Origin of the sequence: Streptomyces sp. NPDC050732 (assembly GCF_040654255.1) — a bacterium.
Classification (GTDB): domain Bacteria; phylum Actinomycetota; class Actinomycetes; order Streptomycetales; family Streptomycetaceae; genus Streptomyces.
On record NZ_JBFAHP010000015.1, the window covers coordinates 73,883 to 89,680 of the forward strand.

Annotated in this window: 10 protein-coding genes; 5 read left to right on the top strand and 5 right to left on the bottom strand. The window is 71.1% G+C overall.

What is annotated here, in order from left to right:
• Positions 1-143: 143 nt before the first annotated feature.
• Genes AB0H82_RS15810 through narI form a run of 4 tightly spaced genes read left to right on the top strand, consistent with a single transcriptional unit; the run spans position 144 to position 6,785 of the window.
• Entirely contained in the window at positions 144-3,827 is a 3,684-nt protein-coding gene (locus tag AB0H82_RS15810; protein ID WP_362992920.1) for a nitrate reductase subunit alpha, read from the top strand.
• Positions 3,827-5,491, top strand: coding sequence for a nitrate reductase subunit beta (narH, locus tag AB0H82_RS15815; protein ID WP_362992922.1), 1,665 nt, complete (start codon positions 3,827-3,829; stop codon positions 5,489-5,491). The genes AB0H82_RS15810 and narH overlap by 1 nt, the downstream gene beginning before the upstream one ends.
• On the top strand, positions 5,488-6,066 hold the full coding sequence (narJ, locus tag AB0H82_RS15820) for a nitrate reductase molybdenum cofactor assembly chaperone (RefSeq protein ID WP_362992924.1): 579 nt from the start codon (positions 5,488-5,490) through the stop codon (positions 6,064-6,066). Before narH ends, narJ begins: the two co-directional genes overlap by 4 nt.
• A complete protein-coding gene (gene narI / locus AB0H82_RS15825) occupies positions 6,063-6,785 on the top strand; it encodes a respiratory nitrate reductase subunit gamma (RefSeq protein WP_362992926.1) in 723 nt (240 codons plus the stop codon). The genes narJ and narI overlap by 4 nt, the downstream gene beginning before the upstream one ends.
• A gap of 21 nt (positions 6,786-6,806) precedes the next feature.
• Here narI and dnaK read toward each other — a convergent pair whose 3' ends face one another.
• The 3 genes from dnaK to AB0H82_RS15840 form a co-directional block, all read right to left on the bottom strand.
• Positions 6,807-8,687: a molecular chaperone DnaK gene (gene dnaK / locus AB0H82_RS15830; protein WP_362992928.1), complete on the bottom strand. Its 1,881-nt coding sequence runs from the start codon at positions 8,685-8,687 to the stop codon at positions 6,807-6,809.
• A 149-nt stretch (positions 8,688-8,836) separates the two neighbouring features.
• The gene (locus AB0H82_RS15835; protein WP_362992930.1) at positions 8,837-9,262 is read right to left on the bottom strand and encodes an OsmC family protein; all 426 of its coding nucleotides are present in this window, start codon (positions 9,260-9,262) and stop codon (positions 8,837-8,839) included.
• 123 nt (positions 9,263-9,385) lie between these two features.
• Entirely contained in the window at positions 9,386-10,186 is an 801-nt protein-coding gene (locus AB0H82_RS15840) for an SAM-dependent methyltransferase (protein ID WP_362992932.1), read from the bottom strand.
• A gap of 319 nt (positions 10,187-10,505) precedes the next feature.
• Between AB0H82_RS15840 and AB0H82_RS15845 the strand changes: the two genes are divergently transcribed.
• Positions 10,506-12,143, top strand: a complete 1,638-nt coding sequence (locus tag AB0H82_RS15845) for a DUF6345 domain-containing protein (RefSeq protein ID WP_362992934.1) — start codon at positions 10,506-10,508, stop codon at positions 12,141-12,143.
• 5 nt (positions 12,144-12,148) lie between these two features.
• Here the strand turns inward: AB0H82_RS15845 and AB0H82_RS15850 are convergent, their stop codons facing one another.
• Both AB0H82_RS15850 and AB0H82_RS15855 read right to left on the bottom strand, forming a co-directional pair.
• A complete protein-coding gene (locus tag AB0H82_RS15850) occupies positions 12,149-13,540 on the bottom strand; it encodes an amino acid permease (protein WP_362992936.1) in 1,392 nt (463 codons plus the stop codon).
• Between the two features lie 83 nt (positions 13,541-13,623).
• On the bottom strand, positions 13,624-15,759 hold the full coding sequence (locus AB0H82_RS15855; RefSeq protein WP_362992937.1) for a phage holin family protein: 2,136 nt from the start codon (positions 15,757-15,759) through the stop codon (positions 13,624-13,626).
• Between the last annotated feature and the right edge of the window lie 39 nt (positions 15,760-15,798).

Consider the following 15,798-nt stretch of genomic DNA (forward strand, 5'->3'; position numbering starts at 1 on the left):
TCTGTCGCGCCCGCGCCGGCCGGTCGATTACGTCGCAGGTAATGCCGCGCGGGCCGCCCCGCAACCCGTACGGCCGCCGCCGACGGGTGTGCCGCCGGTCCCGCCCCTACGTTCGGTGGGAGGCAGACCTAGGGAGCTCCACGGTGACAGAGACGACCGAGCCCGCCGCCGCCCTGCTGCGGGCGGGGAGGTTCTTCCGGCGCGGCACCGCCGCCCCCGACCTGCACAGCGTCCGGCTGACGGGCGGCCGGGACGCGGACGCCTTCTACCGGGACCGGTGGAGCCACGACAAGGTCGTGAACTCCACGCACGGCGTGAACTGCACCGGCTCCTGCCGCTGGAAGGTGTACGTCAAGGACGGCATCATCACCTGGGAGTCGCAGGCCACGGACTATCCGAGCGTCGGTCCCGACCGCCCGGAGTACGAACCGCGCGGCTGTCCGCGGGGCGCCGCGTTCTCCTGGTACACGTACTCCCCCACGCGCGTGCGCTACCCGTACCTGCGCGGCGTCCTCGTCGACATGTACCGGGAGGCGAAGGCGCGCCTGAAGGACCCGGTGCTCGCGTGGGCGGACATCCAGAGTGATCCGGAGCGTCGCCGGACGTACCAACAGGCGCGCGGCAAGGGCGGGTTGGTGCGAGCGTCCTGGGACGAGGCCGTCGAGATCGTCGCGGCCGCGCATGTGCACACCATCAGGACGCACGGCCCCGACCGGGTCGCGGGCTTCTCCCCCATTCCCGCGATGTCGATGGTGTCGCACGCGGCCGGCGCCCGCTTCATGAGCCTCATCGGCGCGCCGATGCTCTCCTTCTACGACTGGTACGCGGACCTGCCGGTCGCCTCGCCGCAGGTCTTCGGCGACCAGACCGACGTGCCGGAGTCGGGTGACTGGTGGGACGCCGCGTATCTGATGATGTGGGGCTCCAATGTGCCGGTGACGCGGACCCCGGACGCGCACTGGATGGCCGAGGCGCGCTATCGCGGTCAGAAGGTCGTCGTGGTGGCGCCGGACTACGCGGACAACGCCAAGTTCGCCGACGAGTGGCTGCATCCGCACCCGGGCACCGACGGGGCGCTGGCCATCGCCATGGGGCACGTCGTCCTCAAGGAGTTCTTCGTCGACCGGTCGACGGACTTCTTCACCGACTACGTCCGCAGGTTCACCGACCTGCCCTTCCTGGTGACGCTCACCGAGCGCGACGGCGCGTACGTGCCCGCGAAGTTCCTGCGCGCCACCGACCTCGGTGACGCCGGAGAAGGCGGCGACTGGAAGACAGCGGTGCTCGACAAGAACACCGGCCGACCCGCCGTGCCGAACGGCTCGCTGGGCTTCCGCTGGACCGACTCCGGCAAGGGCAGATGGAATCTGGAGCTCGGCGACATCGAGCCGCTCCTGACCCTCCAGGGCTCGGCGGTCGCGGCGGGCGTCGAGGTGCTGCTGCCCCGGTTCGACACCGAGGGCGGCACGCACGGGCAGGGCCGCGGCGAGGTCGTGCGGCGCGGGGTCCCCGCCACCCGCCTCGGCGGCCAGGACGGGCCGCTGGTCACCACGGTCTTCGATCTGCTGCTCGCGCAGTACGGCGTCGGGCGCGAGGGGCTGCCGGGCACGTGGCCCACGTCGTACGAGGACGCCGCCGCGCCCGGCACGCCGGCCTGGCAGGAGGTCCACACCTCCGTCCCCGCCGCCAAGTGCGTCAAGATCGCCCGCGAGTTCGCCGCGACGGCCGAGAAGTCGCGCGGCCGCTGCATGATCCTCATGGGGGCGGGGACCAACCACTGGTTCCACTCCGAGACGATCTACCGCGCCTTCCTCGCGCTGCTCCAGCTCACCGGCTGCCAGGGCCGCAACGGCGGCGGCTGGGCGCATTACGTCGGGCAGGAGAAGTGCCGTCCGAACACCGGCTGGGCCACGCTCGCGAGCGCCAACGACTGGAGCAGGCCGCCGCGGCAGATGATCGGCACCGCGTACTGGTTCCTCAACACCGACCAGTGGCGCTACGACAGGTTCGCGGCGGACGTGCTGTCGTCGCCGCTCGGCGAGGGCCGGTTCGCGGGGATGACGGGCGCCGACTGCCTGGCGCTCTCGGCCCGTACGGGGTGGATGCCTTCGTACCCGACGTTCGACCGCAACTCCCTCGACCTGGGCGAGACCGCCGGCGACCCGGTGGCGAACGTGGTCGACGAACTCAGGGCGGGCACCCTCAAGTTCGCCTGCGAGGACCCGGACGCCCCCGAGAACTGGCCGCGCGTCCTGACCCTATGGCGCGCCAACCTCCTCGGCTCCTCCGCCAAGGGCGCCGAGTACTTCACCAGGCACCTGCTGGGCACGCACTCGTCGCTGCGGGCGGAGGAGGCGGGCCCGGACGAGCGCCCGTCCACGGTCACGTGGCGCGAGCAGGCGCCCGAGGGCAAGCTCGACCTGCTCGTCTCCCTCGACTTCCGGCAGACGTCGTCGACGCTGCTCTCCGACGTCGTACTGCCCGCCGCCACCTGGTACGAGAAGCACGACCTGTCGACCACGGATATGCACCCCTACGTGCACTCCTTCACTCCGGCCGTCGACCCGCCCTGGCAGGCCCGCACCGACTTCGACACGTTCCGCGCCATCGCCGACCGGCTCAGCGAGCTGGCGGTGGCCCACCTGGGCGTACGCAAGGACGTCGTCGCCACCGCGCTCCAGCACGACACGCCGGGCGAGACCGCGCAGCCCGGCGGGGTCGTCCTGGACTGGCGCAAGGGCGAGTGCGAGCCGGTGCCCGGCAGGACGATGCCGAACCTGGCGGTCGTGGAGCGCGACTACACCGCGATCGGCGCGAAGTTCGCCTCGCTCGGCCCCCTCGTGGAGACGCTCGGGCTGCCGGTGAAGGGCATCACCTTCCACCCCGACCAGGAGGTCGAGGAGCTGGGCCGGCGCAACGGCGTCGTGCGCGGCGGGCCCGCGGACGGCCGCCCCGCCCTGGACACGGCGGTGAAGGCCGCCAACACCATCCTCGCGCTGTCCGGCACGACGAACGGCCGCCTCGCCACCCAGGGCTTCCACACCCTGGAAGCGCGCACAGGGCAGGAGATGGCGCACCTCGCCGCCGAGCACGAGGGCAAGCGCGTCACGTACGCCGACACCCAGGCCGCACCCGTGCCGGTGATCACCTCGCCGGAGTGGAGCGGCAGCGAGGCGGGCGGGCGCAGGTACACGGCGTTCACCCTCAACACGGAGCACCTGAAGCCGTGGCACACGCTCACCGGGCGCCAGCACTTCTTCATCGACCACGACTGGATGCACGAGCTGGGCGAGGCGATGCCCGTCTACCGGCCGCCGCTGGACATGAACCGGCTCTTCGGCGAGCCACGGCTCGGCCCGGACGGCGAACGGGAGGTGACGGTCCGTTACCTCACGCCGCACAACAAGTGGTCGATCCACTCCGAGTACCAGGACAACCTCTTCATGCTGTCCCTCTCGCGCGGCGGCCAGTGCGTGTGGATGGCGCCGCAGGACGCGGACGCGATCGGCGTGAAGGACAACGACTGGATCGAGGCCGTCAACCGGAACGGCGTGGTGGTGGCGCGCGCGATCGTCTCGCACCGCATGCCGGCCGGCACGGTCTACATGCACCACGCGCAGGAACGCACCGTGAACGTGCCGAAGGCGGAAACCACCGGCAAGCGCGGCGGCATCCACAACTCGCTGACCCGGCTCATCCTCAAGCCGTCCCATCTCATCGGCGGCTACGCCCAGTTGTCGTGGGCGTTCAACTACCTGGGCCCCACGGGCAATCAGCGCGACGAGGTGACGGTCGTCCGCCGCCGCAACCAGGAGGTTCAGTACTGATGCCCCGTGCCGAAGGCACCATCGGACGCTGTATGGCCCAGATCGCGATGGTGATGAACCTCGACAAGTGCATCGGGTGCCACACCTGCTCCGTCACCTGCAAGCAGGCGTGGACCAACCGCGACGGCATGGAGTACGTCTGGTTCAACAACGTCGAGACCCGGCCCGGGCAGGGCTATCCGCGCCGCTACGAGGACCAGGAGAAGTGGCGCGGCGGCTGGGAGCTGAACAGGCGCGGCGCCCTGAAGCTGAAGAACGGCGGCCGGATCAAGTCGCTCCTGGAGATCTTCTCCAACCCCAAGCTCCCGGAGATCAAGGACTACTACGAGCCCTGGACGTACGAGTACCGGAACCTCACCGACGCCCCGCTCGGCGACGACTACCCGGTGGCCGAACCCCGCTCCCTGATCAGCGGCAAACCCATGAAGATCGAGTGGTCCTCGAACTGGGACGACAACCTCGGCGGCGCCACCGAGCACGGCGACCTCGACCCGATGGTCGCCAAAACCAGGCAACAGGTCGCGGACAAGGTGAAGTTCACCTTCGAGCAGACCTTCATGTTCTACCTGCCCCGCATCTGCGAGCACTGCCTCAACCCGTCGTGCGTGGCGTCCTGCCCGTCCGGCGCCATGTACAAGCGGTCGGAGGACGGCATCGTCCTCGTCGACCAGGACCACTGCCGCGGCTGGCGCAAGTGCGTGACCGGCTGCCCGTACAAGAAGGTCTACTTCAACCACCGCACCGGCAAGGCCGAGAAGTGCACGCTCTGCTATCCCCGCGTCGAGGTCGGCCTGCCGACCGTCTGCTCGGAGACGTGCGTGGGCCGGCTGCGCTATCTCGGGGTGATCCTGTACGACGCGGACAAGGTGACGGCGGCGGCCAGTGAGCCCGACGAGAAGAGGCTCTACGACGCCCAGCTGGACGTCTTCCTCGACCCCGAGGACCCCGAGGTGCGGCGCGCGGCGGAGCGGGACGGGATCTCGTACGACTGGATCGAGGCGGCGCGCCGCTCCCCTGTGCACGCGCTGGTCAGCAGGTACAAGGTGGCGCTCCCGCTGCACCCGGAGTACCGCACCATGCCGATGGTCTGGTACATCCCGCCGCTCTCCCCGGTGGTCGACGCGCTGACGGAGACCGGCCACGACGGTGAGGACCTGGGCAACCTGTTCGGCGCCATCGACACACTGCGCATCCCCCTCGAATACCTCGCGGAGATCTTCACCGCCGGGGACGTGGGTCCGGTGCGGGCCTCGCTGGAGAAGCTGGCGGCGATGCGGGCCCACATGCGGGCCATCAACCTCGGCGATCCGCCGGACGGTTCGACGGCGGCGGCGGTCGGGATGTCGGGCCAGGAGATCGAGGAGATGTACCGGCTGCTCGCGATCGCGAAGTACGAGGACCGGTACGTCATCCCGACCGCGGCCGTCGCCGACGCGCAGCGCCTTGAGGAGTCCGCGCTGCCCGAGGGCTCGAACTCCTGCAGCCTCGACTTCGAGGGCGGCCCCGGGATGGGCGGCGACGGGCCGTTCGGCCAGGACTCCGGCCGCAGGCAGCTGCCGCTCGTCACCATCGAGAACTTCCACACGCTGCGGGCCAGGCAGACCGCCGACGAGCAGCCCAGCGCGGTCGAGAAGGCCCATGCGCCCGAGGAGGACGAGACGTGACCCGGCACGCGGTGCTGTACCAGGCGGCGGCGCTCTGCCTGGCCTATCCCGACGACGAGTTCCACGCGCGGCTGCCGCTGCTGCGGGCGGCAGCCCCCGCGGACCTGCACGGCTTCCTGGAGTACGCCACGGCCGCCGAGCCCCGCGAGCTCGCCGCGCACTACGTCCAGGTCTTCGACTTCAAGAACCGCCACAGCCTGTATCTGAGCTGGTGGCGGGAGGGCGACACCCGGCGGCGCGGCATGGCCCTGGTCCGCTTCAAGGAGGTCTACCGCGAGCACGGCCTGGAGTTCACCGGCGAGGAGCTGCCGGACTTCCTGCCCGCGGTCCTGGAGTTCTCGGCGCACGCGGGCCCGGTGCTCCTGACCGAGCACCGCGGCGGCCTGGAACTGCTGCGGATCGCGCTCGCCGACCACGGCACCCCGTACGCGTCCGTCGTCGAGGTGGTGTGCGCGACGCTGCCGGGCCCCTCGCCCAAGGACCGCGCGGAGGCGCTGGCCCTCGCGCGCTCCGGACCGCCGCGCGAGGACGTCGGGCTCCAGCCCTTCGCACTCATCGGGGAGGTCCCCTCATGAAGACGCTGCTGTGGGGCGTGCTCCCCTACCTGGCCTTCGTCCTGCTCGTCGCGGGCACGGTCTGGCGCTACCGCTACGACAAGTTCGGCTGGACGACCCGCTCCTCCCAGGTCTACGAGTCGAAGCTCCTGAACATCGCCTCGCCGATGTTCCACTACGGCATCCTCTTCGTGCTCGTGGGCCATCTGGTCGGGCTGTTCCTGCCGGAGTCGTGGACCGAGAAGGCGGGCGTGAGCGAACACACGTACCACCTGTTCTCGCTGTACGGCGGCACGGCGGCCGGCGTGCTCCTCGTCGTCGGCATCCTGCTGCTGCTCTACCGGCGGCGGACCAACACGCCGGTCTTCCGGGCCACGACCGCCAACGACAAGCTGATGTACCTGGTGCTGTTCGCGGCGATCGTGCTCGGCATGGTGGCGAAGCTGACGCATTCGTCCGGCGACGGCTACAACTACCGGGAGTCGATCGCCCCTTGGGCCCGCAGCCTGTTCACGCTCCAGCCGGACATCGACCGGATGACGGGCGTGCCGCTGCTGTACGAGATCCACGCGGTGGTCGGGATGGTGCTGTTCGCGCTGGTGCCGTTCACCCGGCTCGTCCACATGTTCAGCGCCCCGCTCCAGTACCTCTTCCGTCCGTACGTGGTCTATCGCAGCCGGGATCCGAAGCGGCTGGGCGCGCGGCCGGAGCGGCGGGGCTGGGAGCGGACGGGGTCCTGAGCCCGCCCGCCCCCGTGCCGCTTACGGGGTGCCGCCCTGTTTCCGGTCGTCGTTCCGGTCGTCCTCGTCGACGATCTCGGCGTCCACCACGCTGTCGCCGTCCTCGCCGGTGGCCTCCGGGCCCTTCGCCTCCTGGGCGGTGCCTCCGCCGGGCGTCTCGTACATCGCCTGGCCCATCTTCTGGCTGACCGCGGCCAGCTTCTCCGCGCCGGTGCGCAGGGCCGTCGTGTCGTCGGCCCGGTTCTTCAGGAGATCCTTCAACTCGGCCGATGCCGCCTCCACTTCGGTCTTCGTGTCCGCCGGTATCCGCTCGCCGTTCTCGCGGAGGAACCGCTCCGTCTGGTAGACGAGCTGCTCCGCCTGGTTGCGGACCTCCGCCGCCTCACGGCGTTTGCGGTCCTCCTCCGCGTGCTCCTCGGCCTCCCGCACCATGCGGTTGATGTCGTCCTTCGGCAGCGCGGAACCGCCGGTCACCGTCATGCGCTGCTCGCGCCCCGTGGCCTGGTCCTTCGCCGAGACGTGCATGATTCCGTTGGCGTCGATGTCGAAGGTGACCTCGATCTTGGGGACGCCGCGCGGCGCGGGCGGCAGCCCTGTCAGGTCGAAGACGCCGAGTTTCTTGTTGTACGCGGCGATCTCCCGCTCGCCCTGGAAGACCTGGATGCCGACCGATGGCTGGTTGTCCTCGGCGGTGGAGAAGGTCTCCGAACGCCGGGTGGGAATGGTGGTGTTGCGCTCGATGAGCTTCGTCATGATGCCGCCCTTGGTCTCGATGCCGAGGGACAACGGCGTCACGTCGAGCAGGAGCACGTCCTTGACGTCCCCGCGGATCACCCCGGCCTGCAGTGCCGCGCCGAGCGCCACCACCTCGTCGGGGTTGACGCCCTTGTGCGGGTCCTTGCCGGTGAGCTCCCTGACCAGGTCCGTGACCGCGGGCATCCGCGTGGAGCCGCCCACCAGGATCACGTGGTCCACGGCGGAGAGCTTGACGCCCGCATCCTTCACCGCCTGGTGGAAGGGTTCCTTGCAGCGGTCGAGCAAGTCGGCGGTCAGCTCCTGGAACTGAGCGCGCGTCAGTTTCTCGGCCAAGTGGAGGGGGCCGTCTGCGGAGGCCGTGATGTAGGGCAGGTTGATGTCCGTCTCGCTCGACGAGGACAGCTCGATCTTCGCCTTCTCCGCGCCCTCGCGCAGGCGTTGGAGCGCCATCTTGTCCTTGCCGAGGTCCACGCCGTGCCCGTTCTTGAACTGCCGCACGAGGTATTCGACGATCCGCTGGTCCCAGTCGTCGCCGCCGAGCTGCGTGTCGCCGTTGGTGGCCTTCACCTCGATGACGCCCTCGCCCATCTCCAGGAGCGAGACGTCGAAGGTGCCGCCGCCGAGGTCGAAGACGAGGACGGTCTGGTCGTCGCCCTTGTCGAGGCCGTAGGCGAGGGCTGCCGCTGTCGGTTCGTTGATGATGCGCAGGACGTTGAGCCCGGCGATCTCGCCGGCCTCCTTGGTGGCCTGGCGCTGGGTGTCGTCGAAGTACGCGGGCACGGTGACCACCGCGTCGGTGACGTCCTCGCCGAGATAGGACTCGGCGTCGCGCTTCAGCTTCTGCAGGACGCGCGCGGAGAGCTCCTGCGCGGTGTAGCGGGTGCCGTCCACGGAGCCGCTCTCCGGGAAGTGCCAGCCGCTGACGCCCATGTGGCGCTTGACGGAGCGCGCGGTGCGCTCCACGTTGGTGACCGCCTGCCGCTTGGCGACCTCGCCCACCAGGACGTCGCCGTTCTTCGCGAAGGCGACGACGGAGGGTGTGGTGCGCGCGCCCTCCGCGTTGGCGACGACGGTGGGCTCACCGCCCTCCAGCACGGCCACCACTGAGTTCGTCGTCCCGAGATCGATCCCGACCGCACGTGCCATGGTCCAGTCCCTTCCGCCGCGAGCTCACATCCCCCGCTTCCCGGTCTACTCCGTTCTCCATCACAAAACTTGAGCGGGCTGATGTCAATGCCGTACGCGACAATGCCGCCACCCCGACAGGGGTGACGGCACTGTCAACTGCGGCTTTGTCAGGCCAGCTTGGCCGAAAGCGTGATGGTCGTGCCCGTCAGGGCCTGGCTCACCGGGCAGCCGTCCTTGGCCTTCTCGGCGGCCTCGACGAAGGCGGCCTCGTCGATGCCCGGCACGACGCCCTCGACGGTGAGGTGGATGCCGGTGATGCCCGTACCGGGCTGCAGGGTCACGTCGGCGGAGGTGGTGAGCCGGGTGGGCGGGTTGCCGGCGCCGGTCAGGGTGTGCGACAGCGCCATGGAGAAGCAGCTGGAGTGCGCGGCGGCGATGAGCTCCTCCGGGCTGGTCTTGCCGTTCGCCTCCTCGGCGCGCGACGGCCAGGACACCGCCTGCTCCCCGATGCCGGAGGAGTCGAAGGTGACGGTGCCCGAGCCCTCCGCCAGAGAGCCTTCCCAGACGGTGTGCGCGGAGCGAGTGGTAGCCACGATGCAGTTCCCTTCAGTGCGGATCCGTGATCGGATTTTCCGTTGCCACCATCCGATCACACTCGGGACGAAAACGGGGCGTGCGGTGGCCACGCGGGGCGTGCGATGGCCGAAGCGGCCCGCTCAGGGCTTCCGGGCCACCGCCCCGTACATCGCGATGGCGCCGTCGTCGATGCCGTCCTGGAGGGGGCCGGGACGCCACTTGTGCACCTGGGTGACGCCCGGATCGAGGAGTTCCAGGCCGTCGAACAGGGCGGTGGCGGCCGGGAGGTCGCGGAGCGCCATGGGCATGCCCTGCCGCTCGTACTCCTCGGCCACGCGGCCGACCTCCTCCGGCACGAAGTCGGCGGTGCCGATCGTCATGGCCAGGAAGCTGCCCGACGGGAGCGGTTCCAGCAGGCGCCGCACGAGGCGCAGGTCGTCCGGCGGCAGGATGAAGTGCAGTATGCCGATGACCATCAGGCCGACCGGCTCGTCCAGGTCCACCAGGGCGCGGAACTCGGCGCTGTCCAGGATGGCGTCCGGATCGTGCATGTCGGCGTCGACGTAGGCGGTCGCGCCCTCCGGCGCGCTCTGCAGCAGGGCGCGGGCGTGGGCCAGGACGATCGGGTCGTTGTCGACGTAGACCACGCGGGACTCCGGCGCCACGCCCTGCACCACCTCGTGCAGGTTGGGGGCGGTGGGCAGGCCGGTGCCGATGTCGAGGAACTGCCGTACACCGTGCTCCTGGGCGAGGAACCGCCCGGCACGGTGCATGAACCGCCGGTTCTCCAGCATGTGCACGGGCAGCGCCGGCCAGTGCCTGCACATGGCGTCGCCCGCCTCGACGTCGACAAGGTAGTGGTCCTTGCCGCCCAGGATGTAGTCGTAGACCCGCGCCGAATGTGCCGTCGAGGTGTCGATCCGATCCCCTGCGCCGTACATGGGCAACTCCGCTTCTCACCAGTGACATTGGAGTGCACGGTATGCCGGGCCGAAAAGCGACCGACGCGATGTCGCCACGACGGATACGAGCCGCCCGGCGCCCTGCCGCACCCGGGAGGTGTTCGAGCAGGGTGTGCAGGTGCGCGTCGCCCGATACGAACACGTTGTGCGGGCCGCCGCGCCACAGGGGGCCTCTGAGGTGCGGGAACAGGCGCGTGGCGGGGGTCCTATGGCCTGAATGGCAACTGGGCAAGGCGGGCCCGCGGTGACACTTTGAGGCCCCCTCGCGGACGACGGCGAGGAGATCCTCTCAGGGGGTATGGCCATGCGCATCAACTACTCGGACCGCGGTCCGTCACCGCTCGAACCGGAGAAGCCCGGAGCCGCGGGTGACCGGGACTCGACCTTCGGCTGGTGGGGGGCCTTCAGCATCCAGAAGTTCGTCAACCAGTCGCCGCTCTACCACACGCACGGCGACGCCACCGGCTGGCTGGCGTACCTCCAGCAGTTCTACGACCGCAACTTCTGGTTCGCCGACGGCGGCGCGCAGGTGTGGGCGTACGAGGAGACGTACGACAACTGGCAGGACCGGTACGGCATGGACGCCGTCGTCGCCGTCTACCACTCGGGTCACGGCGGCATGGACGGCAACGGCGTGTTTTTCGCGCCGCTCGGCGCCGCCTGGGACGGGCGCAGCGACGCCGTCTCCAACCGCATGGCGCTCGGCAACGAGAAGGCCAACTACGTCTTCTGGTCCACCTGCGACTCGCTGAAGGTCACCGGCGGGCACTCGCCGATCCGCACCTGGGCCGGGCCCAACATCGGCTTCCGGATGATCTTCGGGTTCGAGACCGTCAGCATCGACAGCCCGGACTACGGCAAGAAGTTCTGGGAGAAGTGGCGGGCCGGGCAGACGTTCTGCGACGCCTGGCTCAACGCCAGCTGGGACATCCACCACGGCCAGGCGCCGTCGGTGTGCGCGGTCGGCGCCACCCAGGCCGAGGCCACCAACCGCCTCAACACCGAGCGGAACTTCTTCCGCGAGCACGTGCCGGACAACTGGTACGCGTGGCGCTGGTACTACGCGCGCGAAGGCGTCAGGGAGCCGCTCACCCAGCTGCCCGGGCAGCAGCAGATCGTCCAGCTGGCGCCCCGCGACCCGGGCGCCGAACTCAGCAAGCTCGGACAGGTGGCCGACTTCCCGTCGGCGGCGCTGCAGGAGGTGCAGGTCGACGAGCTCGGCGTGCTCAACGCGACCTCCGGGGACCGCATCATCTCCACCGGCCCCGAGGCCATCCGCTGGGTCAGGCTCGCCGAGCCCAACCACCGCAACACCCAGCAGCTGCCCACCGAACGCGCCATCGAGGCGGCCCGCACGGTCGCCGAGCGGTACGCCGAGGGCGCCGAGCTGGTCGTCGACAGCGTGCACGACCTGATGCAGAACTCCGGGACGAAGGACGGCTCCGAGGTCGGGCGCCCGGTGACCCTGCAGACGCATGTGACGTTCCGGCAGGTCTTCGACGGCGTGCCCGTCATCACGCCGGGGCGCGGCCTGATCCGCGTCGGTCTCGACAATGACGGCACCGCCGTCCAGGCGCAGATCGCCACCCGCCGGGCCACCGGCATCACGCGCGAGCCGAGCACCGAGGTCGCGCCGCCGCCGCCCAAGGGCGGCAGGGCCACGGCGGCGCCGCTGGAGCGCGACCCGCGCAAGGCGCTCGACGCGGCGCAGCGCAAGCTCCTCGCGCAGCTCGCGACGGTCACCGCCGACGACCCGGCGCAGGCCGCCGCGGCGACCCGCGCGCCTCAGGTCAGTGACGTCCCCGGCACCTTCGAGGTCGGCTATGAGCTGGAGGGCAACGAGGCGTACCCCGCGGCCCGCAAGCTGATCGAGATCGGCTCGCAGGGCGGCATGTTCAAGACACGCCGCTGGGTCGTCGCGCCGCTGGCGAGGTAACCCGCTCAGTGGTTCACGGTGGCGGCCCGCTGCTTGCGGGCCGCCATCCACGCGTAGACGAGCACACCGACGAAGAGGAACAGCACGCCCTGGTAGACGGCCGCGTAGCCGGACCCGGCGACCAGCCACATGGAGAACGCGAACGCGACGCCCGCGAGGACCCCGTCCCGCGCAAGACGGCCGCGGTGGACGCGCTCGCGCTGCCCGGAGACCAGGAAGTAGATCTGCGCGGCGGTGGCGAGGAGGTAGGGCACGGTCGCCGTGAACGTGGTGATCAGGACGAGCGACTCGAAGACGCCGCCGGAGCCCGCCGTGTAGTTGTAGACGGTCAGCAGCGAGGCGAGGACGACGGTGACGAGGACGCCGACGGTCGGCACGCCGCGCTTCTTCTTCCCGAACGCGCTCGGGAAGAGCCCGTCCTGGGCGGCCGCGTACGGCGTCTGTGCGCTGAGCAGCGTCCAGCCGTTGAGGGCGCCGACCATCGAGACCAGCGCGGCGCAGGCGACCGCGGTGCCGCCCCAGGAGCCGCCGAACATCACGTCGACGGCGTCCGAGAACGGCGCGGTGGAGGAGACCAGCTTGTCGTGCGCGACCGTCCCGAAGACGGCGAGGGTGCCGAGCAGGTAGACGAGGGCGGCGCCGAGGGTGCCGAGGATGGTGGCGCGTCCGACGTTGCGCCGCGGGTCGCGGACCTCGCCGGCGCTGACGGCGGCCGACTCGACGCCCAGGTAGGAGAAGAGCAGGATCGCGGCGGCCGCCGAGACGGCGCCCAGCGGGCTGTCGTCGCTCGCCTGGAACGCCCCGAGGTTGGCGCTGTCGAAGAAGAAGAGGCCGCCGACCGCGACGAGCAGCAACGGCAGGAACTTCAGGACGGTGGCGACCAGCTGGACGGCCCCCACGTACCGCGTGCCCGCGAAGTTCGCGAGGGCGGGCAGGAGTTGCAGGACCAGCGCGGCCAGGCAGGCCGTCCACTTGTGGTCGTTGACGGGCATGAGGACGTCCAGGTACCCCACGGCGGCGACGGCGAGGGCCGCGTTGCTCACCCAGGTGGTGATCCAGTACGACCAGGCGGCCAGGAAGCCCGCGAAGTCGCCGAAGGCCGCGCGGGCGTAGACGTACGGGCCGCCGGTGCGCGGGTCGCGCTCGGCGAGCCGGCCGAAGACGAGGGCGAGGGCGATGGCCCCCGCGGTCAGCACGGCGAAGGCGACCAGGCTGATGGTGCCGAACGGGGCGACGGAGGCCGGGAGCAGGAAGATGCCGCCGCCGATGATGTTCCCCATGACGAGGCAGGTGGCGATCGGAAGGCCGAAGCGGCGGGCGTGCTTGCTCGGCGCCTGCGCCGGTTCTCCCTGGTCGGGGGCCGGATCCGACGGTGCAACGGTTCCGGTGTCGTGCATGGGGTGGTGCGCCTCTCGTCGTGCCCGGCGCCCGGGATCGCCGGGCGCAAGACATGGTCGGGCACCGCGGACGCCGATCCAAATCAGTGTGTTTTGTCCGGCGCGGCGTGGTCGGGGGCCGCAAAAGCTGTGTCGTCCGGGGTGTCGAACAAAGAATCGTTCACCTCGACGGCGACGGGTATCTGCGGCCCGTGGGCCTCCCCCAGCCAGCGTCGCAGCACGTGGTGGACCTGCTCGGCGCCGACCAGCTCCCCGTCGTCCGGCAACGGCTCCGAGAGCACGAGCGGCGACAGCAGGAACGGCCGGGACTGCGCCCCGCCGAGCCCGCCGTGCGAGCCGATCTGCTCCTCGAAGGCGAGCACCTCGCCCTCCTCCGGGTCGTACCAGGAGTTGACCATGATGTCGGCGGCGTGCGGAAAGCCGTCGGTGCGCCGCACGGCCTCCGCGGCGCCGGGCCCGAAGTCGGCGAGCGGCCCGAGCTCGGCGGGCTCCTCGTCCAGATACACCTCGGCACCCCGCGCCCCCAGCACGACCGGGCCCCGCTCCGCGCTGCGTACGAGCAGGAAGCCGATGCCCGGGTGGTTGGCGAGGGTGGGCAGCAGCGCCGGATGGCGGCGGTCGATCTCCTCGCGGGTCATGCGGTGCCGCACATCGGGGAACGAGACGAGCCCGAGGTTGCCGGAGGCCAGCACGATCGGCTCGGCGCGGCGGACCGGACGGCGCTCCTCCGCGCTCTCCTCGACGGGTCGGCGCAGCGCGGCCCGCACGGCCGAACGGGCCTCCGCGCCGCTGTGCGTGCGCTGCGCCCTGCGCGGCACGGGCAGCCCGCAGCCGGCCCGGACCAGGTCGGCGAGGGTGAGGCCGTAGCGGGCGCGGAACGTCTCGCCGGGGCTCTGCCCGTGGTCGGAGAGGACCACGATCCGGTAGGCGCGCGGCGCGTGCTCGGCGACCTGGTCGAGCAGCGCGAGCGACCGGTCGAGCCGCCGCAGGACCTTCTCGACGCCCTTCCCCGCCGGCCCGGAGTGGTGCGCCACTTCGTCGTACGCGACGAGGTCGGCGTAGACCGCGCTGCGTCCGGCGAGCATGTCGCCGAGGACGGCGGCGACCACGACGTCGCGCTCGACGACGGTCGCGAAGGCGCGGATGAACGGGTAGAGGCCGCCGCGGCTCACCCGCGGGCGGGTCTTCCTGAAGCGGGCGCGGGTGGACTCGCCGATCTCCCGGAAGACCTCGGCGACGAAGGAGAGGGCGGTGCGGACGGCGTTGGCCGGGTCGGAGAAGTACGCGAAGTACCCGGCCCGCGACCGGTTCCCCTTGCCCCGCCGGGCCGCCACGGACAGGACGAGGGCGAGCTGCTCGGCGCCGCCGCTGAAGAGGTTGCCGCGGCTCGCGCCGTCGACGGTGAGGAGTCCGCCGTCCCCGGTGCGCGCGACGGCCCGCCGCTGCAGCTCGACGGCGGAGGCGGGCCGGTTGCTCACCATGACCTCGCCGGTGTCCTTCTCGTACCACCGGAACGCGGGCACGTCGTGGTTGGAGCCGTGCAGGATGCCGAGCTGGCTGGCGCCGGTCTGGCTGGACCAGTCGGTGCGCCAGGGCGTGAGCCGGTGGGTGGCGGGTCCCGTGTCGCCGAGCCAGCGGGCGACGGTGGGCATGAGCCCCTCGGCGACGGCGGCCGTGAGGACGTCGTGGCCGACGCCGTCGAGCTGGATGAAGACGGTGCCGGGGCCGGCGGGCCCCGGGTTCCCGTCGGGGCCGCGCCTGCGACGCCGGTCCGCGAGCCGGTACAGCCTGCGCCGGTAGGCGTCGTCGTCCCGCACGGCGAGGGCGCCGCCGGTGGCCGAGGCGACGGCGGACATCACCGCGGCGACGACGACGGCGGTCTCCGCCCCCGCCTCGCCGCGGCCCTCCGGGATGAGGCTCAGGGCGAGCAGCAGCAGCGACCCGTTGAGGAAGAACGCGAGCAGCCCGAGCACGAGTGCGGGCACGAGCAGCAGGGCGCGGACCAGCAGGGGCCACACCAGCGCGGAGAGCAGCCCGAAGGCGCCGGCGCCGAGGGCGGCGGTGACCGCGATACGGGTGGCGCTGTCGTCGTCGCCGGACTGCAGCTTGAAGTCCGGCAGGAGGCCGGCGAGCACGAGCATCGTCAGGGTGCTGACGGCCCACACGGCGACCACACGCCACAGAGCGCTGCCGGCCCGCCGCCATCGCCCTTGCCCCACGCCCAGCCCTTTCACCAACCCCGGATTTCGGCCACCAGC

What these genes read in the sequence shown, in the direction of transcription:
- narH (WP_362992922.1), top strand. Translation starts at nt 3,827, where the DNA reads ATGCCCCGTGCCGAAGGCACCATCGGACGCTGTATGGCCCAGATCGCG.
- narI (WP_362992926.1), top strand. Translation starts at nt 6,063, where the DNA reads ATGAAGACGCTGCTGTGGGGCGTGCTCCCCTACCTGGCCTTCGTCCTG.
- AB0H82_RS15845 (WP_362992934.1), top strand. Translation starts at nt 10,506, where the DNA reads ATGGCCATGCGCATCAACTACTCGGACCGCGGTCCGTCACCGCTCGAA.
- dnaK (WP_362992928.1), bottom strand. Translation starts at nt 8,687, where the DNA reads ATGGCACGTGCGGTCGGGATCGATCTCGGGACGACGAACTCAGTGGTG.
- AB0H82_RS15840 (WP_362992932.1), bottom strand. Translation starts at nt 10,186, where the DNA reads ATGTACGGCGCAGGGGATCGGATCGACACCTCGACGGCACATTCGGCG.
- AB0H82_RS15850 (WP_362992936.1), bottom strand. Translation starts at nt 13,540, where the DNA reads ATGCACGACACCGGAACCGTTGCACCGTCGGATCCGGCCCCCGACCAG.